Origin of the sequence: Mycobacterium sp. RTGN4, assembly GCF_033804635.1 — a bacterium.
Classification (GTDB): Bacteria; Actinomycetota; Actinomycetes; order Mycobacteriales; family Mycobacteriaceae; genus Mycobacterium.
Genome location: NZ_JAPZLB010000013.1, coordinates 76,219 through 97,169, shown reverse-complemented (window position 1 = coordinate 97,169; position 20,951 = coordinate 76,219). Strand labels below are relative to the sequence as shown.

General features: G+C 66.7%; 19 protein-coding genes. 12 read left to right on the top strand and 7 right to left on the bottom strand.

The features are described from left to right. Window positions 1–22 precede the first annotated feature (22 nt). Window positions 23–1,192: a Fic family protein gene (locus SLQ30_RS24665; RefSeq protein ID WP_319449414.1), complete on the bottom strand. Its 1,170-nt coding sequence runs from the start codon at window positions 1,190–1,192 to the stop codon at window positions 23–25. A 617-nt stretch (window positions 1,193–1,809) separates the two neighbouring features. Between SLQ30_RS24665 and SLQ30_RS24660 the strand changes: the two genes are divergently transcribed. From SLQ30_RS24660 to SLQ30_RS24620, 9 genes are all read left to right on the top strand, one after another. Beyond that, entirely contained in the window at window positions 1,810–2,292 is a 483-nt protein-coding gene (locus SLQ30_RS24660; RefSeq protein WP_319449413.1) for an NADH-quinone oxidoreductase subunit NuoB, read from the top strand. A 41-nt stretch (window positions 2,293–2,333) separates the two neighbouring features. Next, complete coding sequence (locus tag SLQ30_RS24655) at window positions 2,334–4,265, top strand: proton-conducting transporter membrane subunit (RefSeq protein ID WP_319449504.1); 1,932 nt, start codon at window positions 2,334–2,336, stop codon at window positions 4,263–4,265. A gap of 5 nt (window positions 4,266–4,270) precedes the next feature. Next, window positions 4,271–5,221 (top strand): respiratory chain complex I subunit 1 family protein, encoded by a 951-nt coding sequence (locus SLQ30_RS24650; RefSeq protein WP_319449503.1) that lies wholly within the window; start codon window positions 4,271–4,273, stop codon window positions 5,219–5,221. Window positions 5,222–5,231: 10 nt separating this feature from the next. Then, complete coding sequence (locus SLQ30_RS24645; protein ID WP_319449412.1) at window positions 5,232–5,894, top strand: hypothetical protein; 663 nt, start codon at window positions 5,232–5,234, stop codon at window positions 5,892–5,894. Continuing rightward, on the top strand, window positions 5,894–7,363 hold the full coding sequence (locus SLQ30_RS24640) for a proton-conducting transporter membrane subunit (protein ID WP_319449411.1): 1,470 nt from the start codon (window positions 5,894–5,896) through the stop codon (window positions 7,361–7,363). The genes SLQ30_RS24645 and SLQ30_RS24640 overlap by 1 nt, the downstream gene beginning before the upstream one ends. Beyond that, on the top strand, window positions 7,360–8,841 hold the full coding sequence (locus tag SLQ30_RS24635) for an NADH-quinone oxidoreductase subunit C (protein ID WP_413468176.1): 1,482 nt from the start codon (window positions 7,360–7,362) through the stop codon (window positions 8,839–8,841). Before SLQ30_RS24640 ends, SLQ30_RS24635 begins: the two co-directional genes overlap by 4 nt. A gap of 205 nt (window positions 8,842–9,046) precedes the next feature. Beyond that, a complete protein-coding gene (locus SLQ30_RS24630; RefSeq protein ID WP_319449410.1) occupies window positions 9,047–9,439 on the top strand; it encodes a DUF5313 domain-containing protein in 393 nt (130 codons plus the stop codon). 131 nt (window positions 9,440–9,570) lie between these two features. Further along, window positions 9,571–9,933: a metalloregulator ArsR/SmtB family transcription factor gene (locus SLQ30_RS24625; RefSeq protein ID WP_319449409.1), complete on the top strand. Its 363-nt coding sequence runs from the start codon at window positions 9,571–9,573 to the stop codon at window positions 9,931–9,933. Window positions 9,934–10,028: 95 nt separating this feature from the next. Next, entirely contained in the window at window positions 10,029–11,876 is a 1,848-nt protein-coding gene (locus SLQ30_RS24620; RefSeq protein ID WP_319449408.1) for a phosphoenolpyruvate carboxykinase (GTP), read from the top strand. A 672-nt stretch (window positions 11,877–12,548) separates the two neighbouring features. Here SLQ30_RS24620 and SLQ30_RS24615 read toward each other — a convergent pair. The 6 genes from SLQ30_RS24615 to SLQ30_RS24590 all read right to left on the bottom strand — a co-directional run bounded on the left by SLQ30_RS24615 (window position 12,549) and on the right by SLQ30_RS24590 (window position 17,972). Next, window positions 12,549–13,223, bottom strand: coding sequence for an isoprenylcysteine carboxylmethyltransferase family protein (locus SLQ30_RS24615; protein WP_319449407.1), 675 nt, complete (start codon window positions 13,221–13,223; stop codon window positions 12,549–12,551). Between the two features lie 8 nt (window positions 13,224–13,231). Next, a complete protein-coding gene (locus SLQ30_RS24610; protein ID WP_319449406.1) occupies window positions 13,232–13,906 on the bottom strand; it encodes an isoprenylcysteine carboxylmethyltransferase family protein in 675 nt (224 codons plus the stop codon). 9 nt (window positions 13,907–13,915) lie between these two features. After that, on the bottom strand, window positions 13,916–15,559 hold the full coding sequence (locus SLQ30_RS24605) for an ABC transporter permease (RefSeq protein ID WP_319449405.1): 1,644 nt from the start codon (window positions 15,557–15,559) through the stop codon (window positions 13,916–13,918). Next, the gene (locus SLQ30_RS24600; RefSeq protein WP_319449404.1) at window positions 15,556–16,485 is read right to left on the bottom strand and encodes an ABC transporter ATP-binding protein; all 930 of its coding nucleotides are present in this window, start codon (window positions 16,483–16,485) and stop codon (window positions 15,556–15,558) included. Before SLQ30_RS24600 ends, SLQ30_RS24605 begins: the two co-directional genes overlap by 4 nt. A gap of 2 nt (window positions 16,486–16,487) precedes the next feature. Beyond that, a complete protein-coding gene (locus SLQ30_RS24595) occupies window positions 16,488–17,141 on the bottom strand; it encodes a TetR/AcrR family transcriptional regulator (RefSeq protein WP_319449403.1) in 654 nt (217 codons plus the stop codon). A 171-nt stretch (window positions 17,142–17,312) separates the two neighbouring features. After that, entirely contained in the window at window positions 17,313–17,972 is a 660-nt protein-coding gene (locus tag SLQ30_RS24590) for an O-methyltransferase (RefSeq protein WP_319449402.1), read from the bottom strand. A 174-nt stretch (window positions 17,973–18,146) separates the two neighbouring features. On the opposite strand from SLQ30_RS24590, the gene sigE reads away from it, so the two are divergent. The 3 genes from sigE to SLQ30_RS24575 all read left to right on the top strand — a co-directional run bounded on the left by sigE (window position 18,147) and on the right by SLQ30_RS24575 (window position 20,951). After that, complete coding sequence (sigE, locus tag SLQ30_RS24585) at window positions 18,147–18,917, top strand: RNA polymerase sigma factor SigE (protein ID WP_319449401.1); 771 nt, start codon at window positions 18,147–18,149, stop codon at window positions 18,915–18,917. Between the two features lie 92 nt (window positions 18,918–19,009). Further along, window positions 19,010–19,405 (top strand): anti-sigma E factor RseA, encoded by a 396-nt coding sequence (gene rseA, locus SLQ30_RS24580; protein ID WP_319449400.1) that lies wholly within the window; start codon window positions 19,010–19,012, stop codon window positions 19,403–19,405. A gap of 61 nt (window positions 19,406–19,466) precedes the next feature. Then, window positions 19,467–20,951: a S1C family serine protease gene (locus SLQ30_RS24575; protein ID WP_319449399.1), complete on the top strand. Its 1,485-nt coding sequence runs from the start codon at window positions 19,467–19,469 to the stop codon at window positions 20,949–20,951.

Genomic DNA, 20,951 nt, shown 5'->3' with positions numbered 1-20,951 from the left:
CTTCTCCGACGTCCCCGGCTGGCTAGCTTTCCCTGGCGGGCGGTTGCGGGTCCAGCACGCGCAGGATGTCGTCGCCGAACCAGCGGTGTCGTGTTCCCGGGCCCTCGCCGACTTCGGTCACGATGTCGGCGGTGGCGAGGGTGCGAAGGAGGTTTGTTGCACCCGGCTGGCTCATCCCGAGCCTGCGTTGGACGGCCTTGACGGTCAACACGGGATTCGCGAAAAGTAGGTCAACCACTTCGATTGCGCGACTGCGGCTTCCTTGCAGTCGTAGCCGGTATTGCTCGCGCAGGTCGGCCAGCTCCTCGGCACGGTTGATCGCATCCGCGGCCTGCACTGCGACGCCGGCGAGAAAGAAGTCCAGCCATTGATCGATCTCGCCGCGCTCACGGACGAATTGCAGGCGGTCGTAGTATTCGCCCTTGCGCTGGTCGAAGTAGCTCGAGATATATAGCAGGGGAGTCGGCAGTCGGCTGGTCGTGACGAGATAGAGCACGATGAAAAGTCGGCCGAGTCTCCCGTTGCCGTCGAGGAACGGGTGGATCGTTTCGAATTGATAGTGCAAGAGTGCGCAACGGATCAGGAGCGGCAGCTTGGGCTGCTCGTCGTGCAGGTATTTCTCCCAATCGTCGAGGGCCTTCCACATCTCCTCCACCGTCGGTGGGACGAAGCGCGCCGTGCTTGGTCGGTTGTCTGGCGATGAGATCCAATTCTGGCTCTGGCGGAAATGTCCAGGCGTCCGTTCGTGGCCCCGAACACCCGTAAGCAGCAGGTCGTGCATCTCGCGAATCAGGCGCAGGGAGATAGGAAATCCGTCGCCCAATCGACTCACGCCGTGTTCGAGGGCGCGGATGTAGTTCCGCACCTCCTGGACATCGGCACGTGGTGACTTGTCCGTGACGGCGGCGTCGAAGATCTCGGTCACTGAAGCTTGCGTGCCCTCGATTCGCGAGCTCGCGACGGCCTCTCGGGTGATGTACGCATTGACCAGCAGGTGCGGGTCGGGGAGGAGACGGCCTGAACCCGCGAGTCGACCCAAGGCAGCATCGGCGTCTGATAGCAGCATGATGGTGTCGGGTTTCAACGTCAGCTTGCGCGGTAGCGATGCAGGTACGAACGCGTGGTAGGCAGCGGAGCCGCCGGTCGATACCGCGCGACCCCAATCCGGAGCTACAAATTTCGTTGCATCCACGAGAGCAACCTATAACTAGACTCTGGTTTTGTTATAGCTTTTGCTGGCGGGTCCAACGTTCGTTATGTCACGGCTTGGTAACTCCCGAGGGCTGGAACGGGTCCCGATCCCTACCTGTTATCGCGGATCGCGGGTGGACTTACCGCGCGGCTTGTCGTGCGGCGGGACCTTCGGCGTGTCCTTCACGGACCGCCCCTTGCCTGCGACGGTGCTAAGCGCGCGCCGACAGCGCGGACATATGGGCTTGCCGGCGATGTCAACGGTCCAAGCCTTGCCACCGCCAGGGCAGGGTCGCGCGACGCCACCTGACGATGGTTGCGATGCCTGGCCGTCGGGTCGCATGTTCACTGCTGGCTGCTCGCTTCGCTCGTACGGAACTGAACCGCACTGTAATCGAGCTCCAGTCATCGGTTCGAAGGGCGGCGGCGGCAACTCTGGTGAATGCTTACCTGCTAAATTCTTTAATTGACTGATTGCGGTACTGAACAACTCATCAGGGGGCGTCGGATGGCGAAATCGCTGGACGCCCTGAAAGCGGAGTTCTTCAAGTCCCGGCCGGTGCTCGCGGGGCTGGTGAACGAGCAGGTTGGCGCGCTTGAGCGTTCGGCGGGCGACACGTGAGGGGCTGGATCGCCAAGATCGCACGGGTGGGCCGCGTCACCGAGGCGGCCGGGGACCGGCCGGAGGCGGCCGTCGATGCCCCCACCGGGGTGGTGGGGTCGCTACAGGTGCGCCACGTCGACGCCGGTTCCTGCAACGGCTGCGAGGTGGAGATCTCCGGCGCGTTCGGACCCGTCTACGACGCGGAGCGATTCGGCGCCCGCCTGGTGGCCTCCCCGCGGCACGCCGATGCGCTGTTGGTGACGGGCGTCGTGACCCGCAACATGGCGCAGCCTCTGCGTAACACCCTCGACGCGACACCGGCACCGCGAGTGGTGATCGCCTGCGGCGACTGCGCTTTGAATCGCGGGGTGTTTGCCGACGCCTATGGGGTGGTCGGGGCCGTCGGGGAGGTGGTGCCGGTCGACGTCGAGGTCCCGGGCTGCCCGCCAACCCCCAGCCAGATCGTGGCCGCACTGCGATCGGTGACCGGGCGGTGACCCTCACCGTCGACCCGGCTCCTGAGATCGCCCCGGACACCATGCAGCACAACGGTTTCCGCTCGGCTGCTGGCGGAGTGCTGACCTCTGCGCTAGGTGCCGCGGGGGTCGGGATCGGGCTAGCCGGGGTGCTGGGCCCGCCGCGCTCAGTGCAGATCGACGGGTTGGTTCCGCTGATCGGCGTGGCGCTGCGGCTGGATCCCCTCGGCGGGTTCTTCATGGCGTTGACCGGTGCGGTCGCGGTCCCGATCGGGGTGTACGCGGTCGGGTACGCCCGCCGCGAGCACTTGGGCGCCGTCCCGCTGTCGGTGCTGCCATTGTTCGTGGCGGCGATGATGCTGGTGCCCGCCGCGGCGTCGGTGTCGACGTTCCTGCTGGCCTGGGAGCTAATGGCAGTCGCGTCGTTGATCCTGGTGGCCGCGCAGCACACTCGGACCGCGGTGCGCTCGGCGGCAGTCTTCTACGCGGTGATGACCCAGCTCGGGTTCGCCGCGATCCTGCTCGGCCTGATGGTGCTGTCTGCGGCCGGCGGTGCCGACCGTTTCGCCGACCTGTCCGCCGTACCTTCGGGGGTTCGCACGGCCGTGTTCGTCCTGACGTTGGCCGGGTTCGGGTCCAAGGCTGGGTTGCTACCGCTGCACGCCTGGCTGCCACGTGCCCACCCCGAGGCACCCAGTCCGGTGTCGGCGTTGATGAGCGCGGCCATGGTCAACCTCGGCATTTACGGCATCATCCGCATCGACCTGCAGCTGCTCGGACCCGGACCTCGCTGGTGGGGAGTGACGCTGTTGGCGATCGGCGCGATGTCGGCGGTCTATGGGGTACTGCAGGCATCGGTGGCAACCGACCTCAAACGGCTGCTGGCCTATTCGACCGTGGAGAACATGGGGCTCATCACCGTCGCGCTCGGCGCGGCGACGCTGCTGGCCGCCTCGGGCGCGGCCTCGGCGGCCACGGTGGCGATGGCTGCGGCGCTGCTGCATCTAGTGGCTCACGCCGCGTTCAAATGCCTCGGTTTCCTGGCCGCCGGATCTGTGCTCGCCGAGACCGGGCTGCGTGACCTGGACCGTCTGGGCGGCCTGGCCCGCCGGATGCCCGCCACCACAGTTCTGTTCGGGGTGGCTGCGCTGGGCGCCTCTGGTCTGCCATTGGGTGCGGGGTTCGTGAGTGAGTGGCTCCTCGTACAGTCGCTGATCCACGCTGGGCCGGACCACAACACCGTGGTGGCGCTGGCCACGCCGCTGGCGGTCGGCGCGGTCGCGCTGACTACCGGGCTCGGGGTGGCGGCCATGGTGAAGGCATTCGGCATCGGATTCCTGGCCCGGCCCCGGTCCGTCGCCGCGGCCGACGCCCGCGAGGCGCCCGCCAGCATGCTCATCGGAATGGTCGCGGCAGCCGTCGCCTGCGTGGTGCTGGCCGTCGCGCCGTTCGTACTCGCCACCCCGTTGCGGCGAGTGCTGGCAGCATTGCCCGCTTCTGCGCGCGCCGATCTGTCGGGCTTGGGAACGGTGCTGCATCTGCCCGGGCTTGCCGGGTCGATGGCACCGGGCCTCATCGCTGCCTTCCTGCTTCTCGCGGTGCTGGCGGCGGTCCTCGCATCCCAGTGGGGATCGCGTCGGCGCCCACCGCCGGTGGCGTTACCGCTATGGGCTTGCGGCGCGGATGAATTGACCGCGCGCATGCAATACACGGCCACCTCGTTCGCCGAACCGCTGCAGCGGGTGTTCGACGACGTGCTGCGCCCCGATACCGACGTCGAGGTCACCCCCTTCGAGGAGTCGCAGTACCTGGTGGCGAAGGTCGCCTACCGCGCCAAGATCAGCGACGCCGTCCAAGACCTGCTCTACACCCCGGCGATACGGCTGGTTATGTTGTGCGCCAATGGTGTTCGGCGTGCGCATACCGGCAGTGTGCACCTGTACCTCGCCTACGGCGCACTTGGGGTCCTGATCGTCCTGATGGTGGCGCGATGAACGTGATGTCGTATGTCGCCGGTCTCACGCAGATCGCGGGCGTGGCGCTGGGCGCTCCCGTGCTAGTCGGTATGACACGCCAGGTCCGGGCCCGGCTGGAGGGCCGCGTCGGGGGCGGGGTGTTGCAGCCGTGGCGTGACCTACGCAAGCAGCTGCGCAAACAGCAGCTCACCCCGAACGGCACCACCGTGGTGTTCAGCGCAGCGCCCGCCATCCTGGCCGGAACGACGCTGCTCATCGTCGCCGTGCTGCCGCTGGTGGCCACCGGCTCACCGCTGGACCCTGTCGCGGATCTGTTCGCCGTCGTCGGACTGCTGTTTCTGGGTACCGTCGCGCTGACCCTGGCTGGCATCGACACCGGGACCTCGTTCGGCGGGATGGGCGCCAGCCGCGAGATCACCATCGCCGCCCTGGTGGAACCCACCATCTTGTTGGCGGTGTTCGCGCTGTCCATTCCCACCGGGTCGTCCAACCTCGGCGCCATCGTGGCGCACACCGTCGACAACCCGGCGCAGGCGGTGTCGCTGCCCGGTGTGCTCGCCTGCGTGGCACTGGTGGTGGTGATCGTCGCCGAAACGGGCCGACTTCCCGTCGACAACCCCGCTACGCACCTGGAGTTGACGATGGTGCACGAGGCGATGGTCCTCGAATACGCGGGACCGCGCCTGGCGGTGGTCGAATGGGCCTCCGGGATGCGTCTGACGGTGCTGCTCGCGCTGCTGGCGAATCTGTTCTTCCCGTGGGGCATCGCCGGCTCGGATCCAAGCGCACTGGACGTTGGCATTGGCATCCTCGCGATCGCGGCGAAAGTCGCGGTCCTGGCCGTCCTGCTCGCCGGTACCGAGGTGTTCCTGGCCAAGTTGCGATTGTTTCGGGTCCCCGAGCTGCTCGCCGGCTCGTTCCTGTTGGCGCTGCTCGCGGTCACCGCCGCCAATTTCTTCACCACCCGGGCATGAGGGTGACATCATGACCGACACCGCCGTCGCCAGCTTGATCGACCTCGCCGCAGGCGCCCTGGTCCTGGCCGCCGTCCTCATCGTGTGGCGCCGCGACCTGCGCTCCATCATCGCGCTGCTCGCGTGGCAGGGGGCCGCGCTTGCCGCGATCCCCATCATCCGGGGCGCTCACGAACACGATGCCACCCTGATCGTCGTCGGCGCAGCCATCGCCATGCTGCGCGGGGTGCTGCTGCCATGGCTGTTGATGCGCGCCCTCGGCGCAGAGCACCACGGACAACGCGAGGCCACCCCACTGGTCAATACCACAGCGTCCCTGCTGATTGCGGCGCTGCTCACGGTCACCGCGTTCGCCGTCACCCGCCCCGTGGTCAACCTCGACCCCGGGCCTGCCACCGGCGCGGTCCCCGCCGCGTTCGCCGTGATCCTGATCGCGCTGTTCGTGATGGCCACCCGGCGCCACGCCATCTCGCAGGCAGCCGGATTCCTCATGCTGGACAACGGAATTGCCGCGAGCGCATTCTTGCTGACGGCCGGAGTGCCGCTGATCGTAGAGTTCGGCGCATCGCTGGACGTGCTGTTCGCGGTCATCGTGATCGGTGTCCTCACGGGCCGGTTGCGTAGCAAGTTCGGAGGCGCTGACCTCGACGCGCTCCAGGAGCTGCACGACTGATGACGCTACTTCTACTCGCACCGATCTTGGTGCAGCTGGGCGCGGCAGTGATCACTGCGGCGGCCGGTTGGCGCCGTTGGACTGCCACCCTCACCGTGCTGGGCGCACTGACCATCCTGGGGTGCGGGGTCGCGCTCGCATTTCAGGTCGGATCACACCCGCATGTGCTCGCCGGCGGACTGCTGCGGGCCGACGCCTTGTCGGTGGTGATGCTGATCGTCATCGGCGCGGTCGGCACGCTGAGTACCGCGGCCGGCATCGGCTACATCAACGCCGAACTCGACCACGGCCACACCGATCCCGCGGGCGCACGCCTGTACGGCACGCTTACCCCGGGTTTCATGGCGGCGATGGTTGTGGCGGTGTCGGCCAACAACATTGGTGTCATCTGGGTCGCGATCGAGGCGACCACCGTGATCACCGCGTTTCTCGTCGGGCACCGCCGTACCCGTGCCGCGCTCGAAGCCACCTGGAAATACGTGATCATCTGCTCGGTGGGGATCGCGATGGCGTTCCTGGGCACGATCCTGCTCTATTTCGCCGCCCAGCACGCCGGTGCCGACAGTGGCCACGCACTGGATCTAGACGTCCTGACCGCTCATGCCAGCGGCCTGGACCCCGGCGTCGCCCGGCTGGCCGGCGGGTTGCTGCTGATCGGCTACGGCGCCAAGGTCGGGCTGGTCCCGTTTCATACCTGGCTGGCCGACGCACACAGCCAGGCGCCCGCTCCGGTGTCCGCGTTGATGAGCGGAGTGCTGCTCTCGGTCGCCTTCTCGGTGCTGCTGCGGATCAAACCGATCATCGACGTCGCGGTCGGAACGGCGTTTCTGCGCTGGGGATTGCTGACGGTCGGGCTGGCCACCGTCGCCGTCGCGGCGCTGCTACTAACGGTGAGCACCGACCTGAAACGGATGCTGGCCTATTCCTCGATGGAGAACATGGGACTGATCGCGATCGCCGCCTCGGCCGGGACCACACTCGCGATCGCCGCGCTGCTGCTGCACGTCCTGGCCCACGGCATTGGCAAGACGGTGTTGTTCTTGGCCAGCGGGCAACTGCAGGCTGCGCACGATTCCACCGCCATCCCCGACATCACTGGCGTCATCCGACGGTCCCGCCTGGTCGGCGGGTCGTTCGCGATTGGCATGCTGGTGCTGCTCGGGTTGCCGCCATTCGCGATGTTCGCCAGCGAACTGTCCATCGCGCGGGCGATGGCTGACGCCCGGCTGGCCTGGGCGCTGGCCGTCGTTCTGCTACTGATCGTGATCGCGTTCGCAGCGCTGGTCCGCAACTCGGGACTGATACTCCTCGGGGTGCCCGCCAGCGGGTCGCCGACAATCCGGGTCCCGGTGACGGTCGCCGCCGCGCTGCTCGTCGGCGTGGCGGCCAGCGTCGCGCTGGGGGTCACCGGCGGCTCATTGACCGCACTGTTTCACACTGCCGCAGCGCAACTCGGGGTGCCACGGTGATCGCGCAGCGCAGCAGTCGCACGGTCAGCGCCGACGAACGCGCCTCCGCGACAGCGGAATTGCTCGCCGCCGGGTACCGGCTGGCGCTCATGGCCGCCCACGACGACCGGGACGGGGTCCGGATCGTGTCGCTGTTTCTCGCCGGGATGCCCGAACGACGCGCAGAACTCACCCTCACCCTGCCGACCGACACCTTGGTGCTGCCCTCGCTGGCCTCGATGTCGTTCCCAGCGGGGCGTTTTGAGCGAGAGCTGATGGATCTCTACGGGATTGAGCTGATCGGGCACCCGCGACCGCGGCGCATGGTGCGTCACGCGCATTGGCCCGAGGACTGGCATCCGATGCGCGCCGACGCAGGCGCGCCACCGGATTTCGCCGCCAGCGGGGGCTTTCCGTTTCTCACCGTCGACGGCGACGGCGTCTACGAAATCCCCGTCGGACCGGTCCACGCCGGGCTGATCGAGCCCGGGCACTTCCGATTCTCGGTGGTCGGAGAAACCGTTCTGCGCCTTAAGATCCGGCTCTGGTTCGTCCACCGCGGCATCGAGAAACTCTTCCAGGGCCGCGCCGCCACCGACGGCATCGAGCTTGCCGAACGGATCAGCGGCGACACCTCCGCGGGTCACGCCCTTGCGCACAGCCTGGCCATCGAGGACGCCCTCGGAATCACAGTTCCCGACGAGGCGCATCGGCTGCGCGCGCTGGTGCTCGAACTCGAACGGCTCTACAACCACGCCACCGATCTAGGCGCGCTCGCCAACGACGTCGGCTTCGCCCTGGCCAACAGCCACGCGCAGCGCATCCGCGAACGGCTCCTGCGGATCAACGACGCCGTGACCGGTCATCGGTTGCTGCGTGGCGCGATTCGACCCGGCGGAGTATGCCTGCGTGTCCTGCCCGACCCCCACGAACTCGAGGCGGTCGCCGCGGATCTCGCAGAGGTTGCCGCACTCACCCTGGGCAATGCCGGGATCTACGACCGGTTCGCCGGAACCGCCGTTCTCAGCAGTGAGCACGCCCGCGATCTCGGCTGCCTGGGTTACGTCGCCCGCGCCAGTGGTGTGGCCACCGATGCCCGCCTCGACCACCCCACCGTCGCGCTGCCGATCAGTGCGGTCAGCGCGGCCGCCGGGGACGTGCTGGCCCGCTACACCGTGCGCCGCGACGAATTCGCGGCCTCGGTCGCCCTGGCGCGTCACCTCATCGATGCCGCCGATACACGGCTGGACTATCTCGGCGCCGTACCTCTACCGCCCGGAGCTGCACGCAGCGGCGTCGGCATCGTCGAAGGGTGGCGGGGGACGATCGTGCATCGCGTCGAACTCGACGACACCGGCACGATCACCCGGTCCAAAGTCGTCGATCCTTCGTGGTTCAACTGGCCTGCGCTGCCGGTCGCGATGGCTAACACGATCGTCCCTGACTTCCCGCTGACCAACAAGAGTTTCAACCAGTCCTACGCCGGCAACGACCTCTAACCAGCGCCGACGCTGTCCTGCTGGGCCTGTCGGGACACTGCAGAGACGTACCCCAAATGCGTGCCGCCGTGTGAGGAATGTCGCGACGCGTGGGCATGATGTGTCGGCTACATTCGAGATTGCTAACATTCGCAATCAATCGAATACGTGCCGGCTCGGGAAGCTCGATACGGCCGACAGTGTCGTACCCCAGCCAGGAGTTCCGATGAGCAACGAGCCAGAACGCCGTCGACCGTCCGCCATGCAGTACATCGCGTACTGCTATGGACGAGTCCTGCCCGCTTCGATGCGCGACTGGGTGCGCAACGACCTCGCCGGCAAGGGCGCCACCCGACGAACGATGATCCGCGCCATCATTCCGGCGTTTCTGGTGCTCGCCCCGTTTTGGCTGATCCCGACAACGCTGTACGTCCACGCCAGCATGACCTTGCCGATTTTCCTGCCGTTCATCCTCTTCGCGCACGCGCTCAACAAGGTGTGGCGACGCCACCGACTGGCCCAACACGGGCTCGACCCCGACGTCGTCGACGAATACATCCGTAAGCGCGACGCGCACATCCACCGCGCCTACATCGATCGCTACGGCCCGCGGACGTAACCGGTGAGATTTAGTACCCACAACCAGTAATTATGCTAGATTGCTAAGGTATGCAAGTAACGATGTTGGGAAACAGCATCGTGCGCGTCGAGGCGAACGCCGGCCCGCATGACGATACCTGAGGAGAGCCCGTGGTAGAGGCATCGCGCCAGCCGCTCTATCGGATGAAGGCAGATTTCTTCAAGACACTGGGCCACCCCGCCCGCATCCGGGTGCTCGAACTGCTCAGCGAACGCGAGCACGCGGTCTCGGAGATGGTGCCCGAAATCGGGATCGAGCCGGCCAACCTCTCTCAACAGCTGTCGATCCTGCGCCGGGCCGGCCTGGTCGTCGCCCGCCGCGAAGGGTTGTCGGTGTCCTATGCGCTGACCTCGCCGCGGGTCGCCGAGCTGCTGGCGACCGCACGGGCAATTTTGACCGGAGTGGTCGCTGGACAAGCCGAGACGCTCGACGACCGACCCGTACCCGACCTGGTCGGCGGCCCTACGGGCTGACCGGACCGCAGAAGCGAGAAGTTGAGGCTGCTTATTAGTTGCAGAAATTCTAAAGTGCGAACTTAGACGCTTATCCACGGATCCCGAGGAACACCATGACTGCCGCAATCATCTCCAACCCCGTCGTTGCACCGAGCACCCATCCCGACATCACCGCGTGGGTCGACAGCATCGCCAAACTCACCGCGCCCGCCCAAATCGTGTGGTGCGACGGATCCGATGACGAATGGCGCACCCTGACAACACTTCTCGTTGACAGCGGCACCTTCGTGCGGTTGCCTCGCAAACCCAACTCGTTCTGGTGTGCCTCGGACCCGGAGGACGTGGCGCGCGTCGAAGACCGCACCTTCATTTGCTCGGAAGCCGAATCTGACGCCGGCCCCACCAACAACTGGATGGACCCCGTCGACATGAAGACGGTGATGACCGAGGAATACCGCGGCGCGATGGCCGGGCGCACCATGTACGTGATCGCCTTCTGCATGGGCCCCCTGGATGCCGCCGAACCCAAATTCGGCGTCCAGATCACAGACTCGGCCTACGTTGCGGTGTCCATGCAAATCATGACCCGCTCGGGAACTGCCGTCTGGGACAGACTCGTCGCAGGCGCCGACTTCGTGCGCTGCCTGCACTCGGTCGGCAAGCCCCTCTACCCGGGGCAAGACGATGTGCCGTGGCCGTGTGACCACACCAAGTACATCGCCCATTTCCCGCAGGACCGCACCATTTGGAGTTACGGGTCGGGCTACGGCGGGAACGCCCTTCTGGGCAAGAAGTGCTACTCGCTGAGGATCGCATCGAAGATGGCCAGTGACGAGGGGTGGCTGGCCGAACACATGCTGATCGTCAAACTCACCTCACCGGAAGGCGTCGTGCACTACATCGCCGCGGCGTTCCCGTCCTCGTGCGGGAAAACCAACCTCGCGATGCTCGAACCCACGCTCGCGGGGTGGACCGCGGAGACGATCGGCGACGACATCGCCTGGATGCGATTCGGTGCCGACGGCCGCCTATACGCGACCAACCCGGAAGCCGGATTCTTCGGCGTCGCCCCCGGCACCGGTGCGCACACCAACCCGCATGCGATGGCCACGATCGAGCGGGGCAACTCGATCTTCACCAACGTCGCACTCACTGATGACGGGGACGTCTGGTGGGAGGGCCTCACCGACACCAAACCCCGACACCTCACCGATTGGCAGCGCCGCGATTGGACCCCCGCATCGAGCGAGCCAGCGGCACACCCGAATTCGCGGTACTGCACGCCCATCGCACAAAGCCCCACGGTAGCGCCGGAATGGGACGACCCAGCCGGGGTACCGATCTCGGCGATCTTCTTCGGCGGGCGTCGCGCCAGCACCGTCCCCTTGGTGACACAGTCGCTGAACTGGCAGCACGGGGTGTTCCTGGCCTCGACGCTATCCTCGGAGACGACCGCGGCCGCGGTCGGCGCGGTCGGGGTGGTGCGCCGGGACCCGATGGCGATGCTGCCGTTCCTGGGTTACCACGTCGGCGACTACTTCCAGCACTGGCTCGACATGGGTACCAAAACCCGCCCCGAGCTGCTGCCGAAGATCTTCTACGTCAACTGGTTTCGTCGAGGCGACGACGGCGCCTTTCTGTGGCCGGGGTTCGGCGAGAACTCCCGCGTCCTGAAGTGGGCGCTGCAGCGCATCGAGGGCACCGCCGACGCGGTGCGGACTCCGATCGGCGACATTCCGGCACCCGATAGCTTGGATCTGAACGGACTGGGCAGCCTCGGCGTGATGACCGATGCCGTCGCGGCCGCCGTGAAGGTCGACCTTGTTGAGTGGACCACCGAGACGGCACTAATCGATCGGTGGTACAAGAGCATTGGCGAGCGGCTGCCCGAGGCGTTGCGCGTGGAACTGGCAGGCCTCGAAGCCCGTCTCGCCGATGCGCAGGCCGGGCACCGCGACTGACCCACTTCCCCCGACAAGGAGACCTACGTGAGTGCTATCCGCGAACTCGTTTCCGCTGGCCAGGATTCGGTCGCCCCACACGGCCAAGTGAGTCCGTCGGTGTCCTCGCGCCGCGACGTCAACGATCGGAGTCGACATGTCCGCACTCGTTCCCCACACCGGTTCCCGAGGAACTCAGCTCGCGACGCTTTCACGTATGAGTAGCCCGCAGGGACAGCCCGAAGGCGGCGCGGAAGCATTGGCGCCCACGCAACACGCTCTTGCACTGCAACGGATCACTGCGGCCGGAGAAAGAGTGAAGGCTGTCGGCGGAGCTTCGGCTGACCGAGACGAGCTACAAGCTGCCGTCGATGCCGCCCGCGAAGTCGGCATCGGTTGGACCAAAATTGGCGATGCACTTGGAATCGCCAGTGGAAACGCATATAAGCGATACCGCACGAGACCAGCATCACGACACCGTCCCGGCTAGGGTACGAGGCACAGCGGCTGCTTCGACGGTGTGTCAATGGTCGGCGATCGGTGGATCGTGGTCCAGGTCAATTCCGGGACGGAATTCGTTTGCGCCCCAGACAGATCCGGACCGGTGGAACCGGGCGACAGCGACGCGGGCCCGAGCAACGTCCGCCCGTTCGGGTAAACGCCTCGGCTCGGGAACTGTGGCGCGGTTAGCGTTCACCACACATGGGGCACCAGCCGATAGCGCACCTTCTGCGCGTACGAGGGGTATCCCGGCAGCTGCTCGGCAAGCATCTTCTCCTCGTCGACGATGCGCACGGCCAGCGCGACGAAACCCGGGATGAGAATCAGCAGGGTCCACAGGGAGCCCAGGGCCAAGGGCGATCCGACCATCATCACCAGCGCGCCGACGTAGAGCGGGTGCCGCACGATCCCGTACAAGCCGGTGTCGACGAGCGGCTGTTCGTGCTCGACGGTGATTGTCGCTGCGGCATAGCTGTTCTGGATCACCACGTACTGCGCCAGTACCAGTCCGGCCGCCACCAGCACGTCGCCGACGAGCACGACCGGCACCGGCACCGTCGACCAACCGAAGCGGTGGTCGAGGCCGGCGATGACCAACATGGCGGGGATCAGCAGGAAGCAGACGGCGATGACGACGCGTTGCACGGGCCTCGTCTCGTTGGTCGGACCCGCCTTCATGCGCCGCTTCAAGGCATCCGGATCGTGCCGTGCCAGATAGACGCTGGGGACCAGGGTGGCGACGGTGAACACGGCGATGAAGGTCCAGGCCTGCCACCAGTTCAGCGTTCCAGCCGGCACGAAGAGCAACAGGGCGAATGCCCCGATGCCGAGCACCGACGCCACGGCGGTCTGCAATGCGATCTTCACGAGTCCTCCTACCAGATGTACGGAATCAATCGGGAGCGCACGCGCGTCGTGTACTCGGGATAACCGGCGAGTTCGTCGACGAGCATGCGCTCCTCGTCGACGATGCGTGCGGCCAGCACCGGCACGGCCAACGCGACCGTGACGAAGCCCCAGAGCGAGTCGAGGGCGAGCGGGGTTCCGATCATGTTGATGACGACGCCCAGGTACATCGGATGGCGAACCACTCCGTACAGTCCCGTCGAAACGAGCGGCTGGTCGGCCTCCACGGTGATTTTGGCTGCGGCATAGCCGTTTTGGATGATCACCAGTTGGGCGACTATCAAGCCGACGGCCACCAGCACGTCGCCGATGACGATGAACGCCAACGGCACGGTCGACCATCCGAACCGATGGTCGAATGCGCTGATCACCAGCGTCGCCGCCACGAGCAGGACGGTCGCGGTGATGATGATCCGTTGCGCAGGTCGGCTTTCCGCAGTGGGGCCAGCATGCAGGCGACGCTGCAGCGCGGCGGGATTGTTCACCGCGAGGTAGGCGCTGGGCACGATGGACGACCCCATGAAGATCGCAATGAAGACCCAGGCCTGCCAGTAGTGGAAGGTCCCGGCGGGCCAGAAGAGTGCGAGCCCGAAGAACACGATGCCGAATACCAACGAACACGTCATTTGAAATGCGAGCTTCACGATTCCTCCTCAGCGTAGGTCGCGGCGCCGGAAGGCGAAGGCGCCCAGGGTGATCAGTGCGGCATCGATGGCGAGCAACCACACCAGCGGCGTAGCGGTGAACTGTTCTGACCCCACCTTCGGGGTGTGCGTGAACGGTTCGAGGTCGAGCAGCCATTGCGGCGAATTCGCCAGCGAGCCAAGCAGATACACCGCGATGAACGCGACCAGCACGCCCCATGCCACCGGAGCGAACCGGGGGAGCAGTCCGAACACCGCGACGGTGACGGACGACAACAGCCACACCGCAGGAAGCTGCATCGCCGCGGTGCCCAGCACCGTCGGCAGCTTGCCAGCGACGTCACCGGCGGCGGCTCCGTACGTCAGGCCGGCGACCAGGCCTGCGATCATGATCGCGGAGGCCGAGCCGATCAGTGCGACTGCCAAGTGGCTTGCGAGCCAACGGGTGCGGCTCACCGCGCCTGCCAGCAGGGCCTCGGCGCGCTGACTGGATTCCTCCTGATGCAACCGGAGCGTCAGCGAGATCGCGAAGGCAGCGGCCACCATGCCGAGCATGCTGAACGCCACCGCGACGAACGCCTGTTCCATCGCGTCGGTTCCGCCGAGCCGGCCCACGATGTCACGCGCCGAGGCGCTGCCGCCGAGCTCGTCGCCGATCCCGTTGACCACGCTGCCGATGAGCAGGCCGTAGAGGATCAGCCCGACGGTCCACAGAATCAGCGAGCCCCGGCTCAACCGCCACGCCAGGCTGGTGGGGCCGTGCAACCCGGCGCCGGCCCGCGAAGGCCCGGACCGTTCCGCGATCAGGCCCGCCCCGACGTCGCGTCGCGCCAACAGCTGATAGGCGAGCGTGACCAGCACGGCGGTCAGCGCCAACGACGGCAACAGGGCCCAGAAGCGGTCGCCCGCATACGGCCGGACCTGAAGCGCCCATCCCAGCGGGGAGCACCACGACAGTGCGCCTGCGGCCGAACTCGCGTCTCCGACGGCACGCAAGGTGAACGCCGCTGCGAGTACGCCGAACGCCGCTCCCCGCGCGAATCGTGCGCTCGGCGACAGTTGCGCCGTCACCGCGGCGACCGCGGTGAACACCAGCCCGGTACACGTAAGCGCCGCCCCGAACGCCAGCGATCCGGCGGCGGGGATGTCGAGGGTCAGCAGCCCCGCGGTGCCGATGACACCCGTGAGAATCGTTGCGCCGCCGGCGAGCGTCAGCGCCGCAGACAGGCTGGCGTAGCGGCCGACCGCGGTCGAGTCGATGAGCTCCGCGCGTCCGGTCTCCTCGTCAGCCCTGGTGTGTCGGATGACGGTCAAGATCACGGCGACGGCGATCAGCACGTGGAACATGCCTGCCTTCCAGATGCCGGTGGCACCGAGGCTGTCGCCGTAGATGTTGCCGTACAGCGCGCGCTGTGCGGGGCTGGCCATGATCGACGCCGCGAAGCTCGCCCGCTCGGCCTGGGTGGGATACACCGCGGCGATGCTGCCGACGTACACGGTGGACAGCGGCACCGACAGCAGCAGCACCCACAGCGGGAGCACGATGCGGTCGCGGCGAAGGTAGAGCCGAAGCAGCCCAACGGTTCCCGAGAAGTTCGAGCCACTCGTTCGCGCCTCGTGCGCGGGCCGGTGTGGTCGGTCGAGGACGGTCATGCGGGCACCCCCTCCGGAGTGTCGGCGGCGGTGGTGTCGTAGTGCCGAAGGAACAGCTCTTCGAGCGTCGGAGGCTGGCTGACCAACGTGCGGACCCCGGCGTCGCCGAGCACTTTGATGACCTGGCCCAGACTTTCGGCGTCGACCTGCGCACGCAGCGTGTGGCCCTCGATGCTGACGTCGGCGACGCCCTTGATGCGGGACACGTCGCCCGGATCGCCGATGAGCTCGGCCTTGATCGAGGTGCGCGAAAGGTGGCGCATGGAGTCCAACGTCCCGCTCTCGATGGTCTTGCCCGCGCGAATGATGGTTACGCGATCGCAGAGCGCCTCGGTCTCGGCCAGGATGTGACTGGACAGCAGCACGGTCGCGCCGCGATCGCGGGCCTCGCCGACGCACTGCTGAAAGATGTTCTCCATCAGCGGGTCCAGCCCACTGCTGGGTTCGTCCAGCAGCAGCAGCCGGGCGTTCGACGAGAAGGCCGAGACGAGCGAGACCTTCTGCCGGTTGCCCTTCGAGTAGGTGCGCGCCTTCTTGGTGGGGTCCAGACTGAATCGCTCGACGAGTTCGGTACGACGCTGCTCGTCGATACCGCCGCGCATACGGGCCAGCAGATCGATCGTCTCCCCGCCGGTGAGCGACGGCCACAGCGTGACATCGCCTGGGACGTAGGCAATGTCGCGGTGTAAGGCGACGGCGTCGGCCCACGGATCGCCGCCGAGCAGTCGTGCAGTGCCGCCGTCGGCGCGCGCCAACCCGAGCAGGATGCGGATCGTCGTCGACTTGCCAGCGCCGTTGGGTCCGAGGAACCCGTGCACCTCGCCTTCGGCCACCTCGAGGTCCAACCCGTCGAGCGCGCGCACGGATCCGAACCTCTTGGTCAGCCCGCGCACCTCGATGGCGTTGGCGCCTGAATTACTCGACATCGCTACTCCTCCTTCGACGTGACGATTGGGATGCCTTGGGCCCGTTGGGCGATGAATGCGTCGTACATGGTGGTGTCGGTCATCAGACCTTGCGTGTAGACCTCGAGGGCGGGCAGCACCATGTCCTGCGCGTAGTCATGGAGCACCGCGCGCAGATCGGTTGGGGTGTCGTGCATCTGCAGATAGAGCAGGAAGCCGCCACCGCCGGCCATCGCCAGGAAGCGCGCCCTCGCCTTGGGGTCGGGGCTCGGCTTGATGGTGCCGGCCTGAACGCCGTCGTCCATGTACTGCTCGGCATTGTCGATCATGGTGCGCCACAATGACTTAGCCAAGTCTCCACCGGTCTGCAGGCTGCGCACCAGGTAGGCCATCATTGGCGCGAACGATTCGATCTCGGCCAACTGCGCGAACCACCCGGCCGGGTCGGCATTCTGCAGCGATTCGCTCTTGGACGTGCGCACGGTCTCGGCGACGAACTCGTCGCACGCCTGGCGCAAACCGTCCTTCGAGCCGAAGTGGTGAATCACCAACGCGGCGCTGACTCCCGCGCTCTTCGCGATGGTGCGCAAGCCGACGTCGAACCCGTGCTGGCCGAACTGCTCGACCGCCGCGTCGCGGATTCGGGCGGCGGCGGTCAGATCGTTGACTGAACGCATGTTTAGTACGCTAAACGCATGTTCAGCCATCGGTCAAGGGGGCACGCCGTCAAGAAGCCGTAAAGACCCGCCAAACGAGGGCTTGGAAGCGTCGAGACCGCGTAGGTGGTCGCCAACTCACGCGCTCAACGACAGGGAACGGGATTTCGGCGAAAGGCGAAAGTGAGAAGGTCAGTCGCGGGCGGCGGCCAGCAGCCCGTCGCCAAGCGGGATAAGCACCGGCGTCAGGCGGTCGTCCTCGGCGATCAAGCGAGCTGCTTCCCGTACCGCGCTGACCTCGGCATCCGTGGCCGCCGCGTCGCCCGCGCGGCCGCCGAGCGCGGCGCGGTGAACCACGATCGCCCCGCCCGACCGCAGCAACCGCACGCCCTCGGCCACGAAAGCCGGTTGATCTATGGGGTCCGCGTCGACGAACACCAGGTCGTAGGAGTCGTCGGCCAGTCGCGTCAGCACGTCCTGGGCGCGTCCACCGATCAACCGGGTCCGCGACGCGCCGATACCCGCTTCGGAGAAAGCCTGCTTGGCCAGCCGCTGATGTTCGGGCTCGACGTCGATGGTGGTCAGCACGCCGTCCTCGCGCATGCCCGAAAGCAACCAGAGTCCACTGACGCCGGCGCCGGTGCCGATTTCGACGACGGACTTGGCGCCCGCGAGCTTCGCCAACACGCTCAGCAAAGCGCCCACCGCGGGCGTCACCGCACCTGCGCCGCTGTCGTCGGCGCGCTCGCGCGCTGCTGACGTGATGGCGTCTTCGGATATCGAGTGCTCGGCGTGGGTCGCGATCGCCTCGGCCCGGCTGGGCCGCACCTGGCCCCCAGTGTCCTCGGCCATGCCCGCAGCGTAGAGCGAACCCGCAACCTCCGTATCGCGACACGCCCGCGCAACGCTTCGCAATCAAGCTGTAACAGGGCGATTTGCGCTGGTGGTGGCCGCTCGCGCGGGTTTCTCAGGAAAAGTTCAGTTTGCTCATATGCGAAGCTCACGGGAGTCGGCAACGGTAAGCCCATGGAATACGGCGGAAGCTCGCAATCAGGGAACAATCGCGTCGAGCTTTCCGTTGCCGAATGTGTCGGGCCGTCGGTTCTCCGTCGCGTCCGCACTATTGATCTGGAGGATCCGACGACCACCACCTCGATTGGCCCCGTGTCCATGGCTCACCTCGAGTCCGCCGGCGACGGCGACTGGGTGGAGCCGACGGACGAGCTGACCGGTACCGCAGTGTTCGACGCGACCGGAGACAAGACGACCATGCCGTCGTGGGACGAGTTGGTGCGCCAACACGCCGATCGCGTCTACCGCCTCGCGTACCGCCTGTCGGGCAGCCAGCACGATGCCGAGGACCTGACCCAGGAAACGTTCATCAGGGTCTTCCGGTCGGTCCAGAACTATCAACCAGGCACCTTCGAGGGTTGGCTGCACCGCATCACCACCAATTTGTTCCTCGACATGGTCCGGCGGCGCAACCGCATCCGCATGGAGGCGCTCCCCGAGGACTACGACCGCGTCCCGGCCGACGAGCCGAACCCGGAGCAGATCTACCACGACTCACGACTGGGTCCTGACCTGCAGGCCGCGCTCGATTCGCTGCCGCCCGAGTTCCGCGCCGCCGTGGTGCTGTGCGACATCGAGGGGCTCTCGTACGAGGAGATCGGCGCCACCCTCGGGGTCAAGCTCGGCACGGTGCGCAGCCGCATCCACCGGGGCAGGGCCGCGCTGCGCGAATACCTGTCCCGGCACTCCGCCGACTACGTCGAGGATCAAGCCCGGTCGGCCTGACCGTTCACAGATGTCGTGAGTCGTCCGCCGCGCTACATTCGTATGAGTAAGTGTCGCCCTTAAGATGCGAGTGACCGGAGAGGAGCTGGGCCATGGCAGACCCGGGACACGTATTCCGCCGAGCATTCTCCTGGCTACCGACTCAGCTCGCCTCGCAGAGCGATCAGCCGGTCGGCCCACGCCGATTCGGCTCCACTGAGCACCTGTCCACCGAGGCCATCGCGGCATTCGTCGACGGTGAGTTGCGGATGGGTGCACACCTGCGCGCCGCCCACCACATGTCGTTGTGCCCCGAGTGCTCGGCGGAGGTCGACGCGCAGGGCCAGGCCCGTGCGGCGTTGCGGGACTCCTGTCCGATCGTGGTGCCGACCGCCCTGCTCGGAATGTTGTCCCAAATTCCCCATCACGCCCCACCGGAACCTCCCGTGGAGCCCATCGACCCACAGCTTGCTGACCACGCACAGCGTGCTCGTCGCAAGCGCCGGTAACGTGAATGAACGCATCGCGTCCGCCGGGTCAGGCGGACGCTCCAATGGAGAGTGAATACGGGTGACTAATCAGGACCAGTCCGGTACCGGCCCCCGCTTGGTACCCCGCCCGGTCTCGCGTCCGCCCGTCGACCCGGCGTCCACCCGGGCCTTCGGCAGGCCGGAGGGTTTCTCGGGCTCGTTCCTAGAAACCGACAGGCAGCGCGACCAGGGCGAGTACACGCCCACGAACCAAGCTCCCGATCCAGTGCTGGCCGAGGCATTCGGTCGACAGGGCACCAACGACTCGCTGCAACGCCATCCCGCCGACGTCGGCGCGATGGAGGCCGAGAAGGACCAGGAGCTTCCTGACCTTCCCCCTGATCCGTGGCGCGACCCGGGTGCCGCGCCGTCGCTGGGGACGCCTGCGATGGCCAAGCCCCCTCACGTCGTGCCTGACGTGCCCGTCGGCAAGGTCGGCGTGCGTGATGTGTTGTTCGGCCGCAAGGTTTCGTGGCCGGCGCTCGGGCTGCTGACCGTCGTCGCGTTGGTGATCGGCATCGGTGGCGCGCTGGTCGGCCGTTACACCGCCGAGGTAATGGCGGCCTTCACCACGGCAAAGGTCACGCTGGAGACTCCTGACAACCCGGAAGCGTCGACCAGCAGATTCACCAAAGTAGCTGCAGCAGTTGCCAATTCGGTGGTCACCATCCGAGTCATCAGCGACGAGGACCTCAGCCTCGGGTCCGGGGTCGTCATCGACGGCCGTGGCTACATCATGACCAACAACCACGTGATCTCCCAAGCCGCCCAGGACCCCGGCAAGCACAAGATTTCGGTGGTCTTCAACGACGGCACCGAAGTACCGGCCAGCCTCGTCGGGCGGGACCGCAAGACCGACATCGCCGTACTCAAGGTCGACAACGTGGACAACCTGACGGTCGCCAGACTTGGTGACTCCGACAAACTCCAGGTCGGTGAAGAGGTGATCGCCGCCGGCGCGCCCATCGGGCTGCGCAGCACCGTCACGCACGGCATCATCAGCGCGCTGCATCGGCCGGTGCCGATACCCAGTGACGGTCAGAGCGACACCGACACGGTGCTCGACGGTTTGCAGACCGACGCCTCGATCAACCACGGCAACTCCGGTGGGCCGCTGATCAACATGGACTCCGAGGTCATCGGCATCAACACCGCCGGTCGCGAGGACGGCGTGCTGCTGAACTTCGCCATCCCGATCAACGAGGCCAGGACCGTGGCCCAGACCCTCATCAAGGACGGCAAGATCTCGCACGCGACGCTCGGCCTCACGGCTGAGTCGGTGAGCAACTCGGGCGCCTCCGGCGCTCGGGTGGGCAAGGTGAACCCAGGCAGCCCAGCCGAGCGGGCAGGCCTCAAGCCTGGCGACGTCGTGATCAAGATCGGCGACCGTCCGGTAACCGACGTCGACTCGTTCGTCGTGGCACTGCGCCAGCTCAAGATCGGTCAGGATGCGCCCATCGAGGTGTTGCGGGACGGACGCCACGTCGCGCTCACGGTCAGCCCCGCCCCCGATACGAAGACCTAG

What these genes read in the sequence shown, in the direction of transcription:
- SLQ30_RS24630 (WP_319449410.1), top strand. Translation starts at nt 9,047, where the DNA reads ATGAGCAACGAGCCAGAACGCCGTCGACCGTCCGCCATGCAGTACATC.
- rseA (WP_319449400.1), top strand. Translation starts at nt 19,010, where the DNA reads ATGGCAGACCCGGGACACGTATTCCGCCGAGCATTCTCCTGGCTACCG.
- SLQ30_RS24640 (WP_319449411.1), top strand. Translation starts at nt 5,894, where the DNA reads ATGACGCTACTTCTACTCGCACCGATCTTGGTGCAGCTGGGCGCGGCA.
- SLQ30_RS24590 (WP_319449402.1), bottom strand. Translation starts at nt 17,972, where the DNA reads ATGGCCGAGGACACTGGGGGCCAGGTGCGGCCCAGCCGGGCCGAGGCG.
- SLQ30_RS24605 (WP_319449405.1), bottom strand. Translation starts at nt 15,559, where the DNA reads ATGACCGTCCTCGACCGACCACACCGGCCCGCGCACGAGGCGCGAACG.
- SLQ30_RS24655 (WP_319449504.1), top strand. Translation starts at nt 2,334, where the DNA reads ATGCAGCACAACGGTTTCCGCTCGGCTGCTGGCGGAGTGCTGACCTCT.
- SLQ30_RS24595 (WP_319449403.1), bottom strand. Translation starts at nt 17,141, where the DNA reads ATGCGTTCAGTCAACGATCTGACCGCCGCCGCCCGAATCCGCGACGCG.
- SLQ30_RS24645 (WP_319449412.1), top strand. Translation starts at nt 5,232, where the DNA reads ATGACCGACACCGCCGTCGCCAGCTTGATCGACCTCGCCGCAGGCGCC.
- sigE (WP_319449401.1), top strand. Translation starts at nt 18,147, where the DNA reads ATGGAATACGGCGGAAGCTCGCAATCAGGGAACAATCGCGTCGAGCTT.
- SLQ30_RS24600 (WP_319449404.1), bottom strand. Translation starts at nt 16,485, where the DNA reads ATGTCGAGTAATTCAGGCGCCAACGCCATCGAGGTGCGCGGGCTGACC.
- SLQ30_RS24620 (WP_319449408.1), top strand. Translation starts at nt 10,029, where the DNA reads ATGACTGCCGCAATCATCTCCAACCCCGTCGTTGCACCGAGCACCCAT.
- SLQ30_RS24650 (WP_319449503.1), top strand. Translation starts at nt 4,271, where the DNA reads ATGTCGTATGTCGCCGGTCTCACGCAGATCGCGGGCGTGGCGCTGGGC.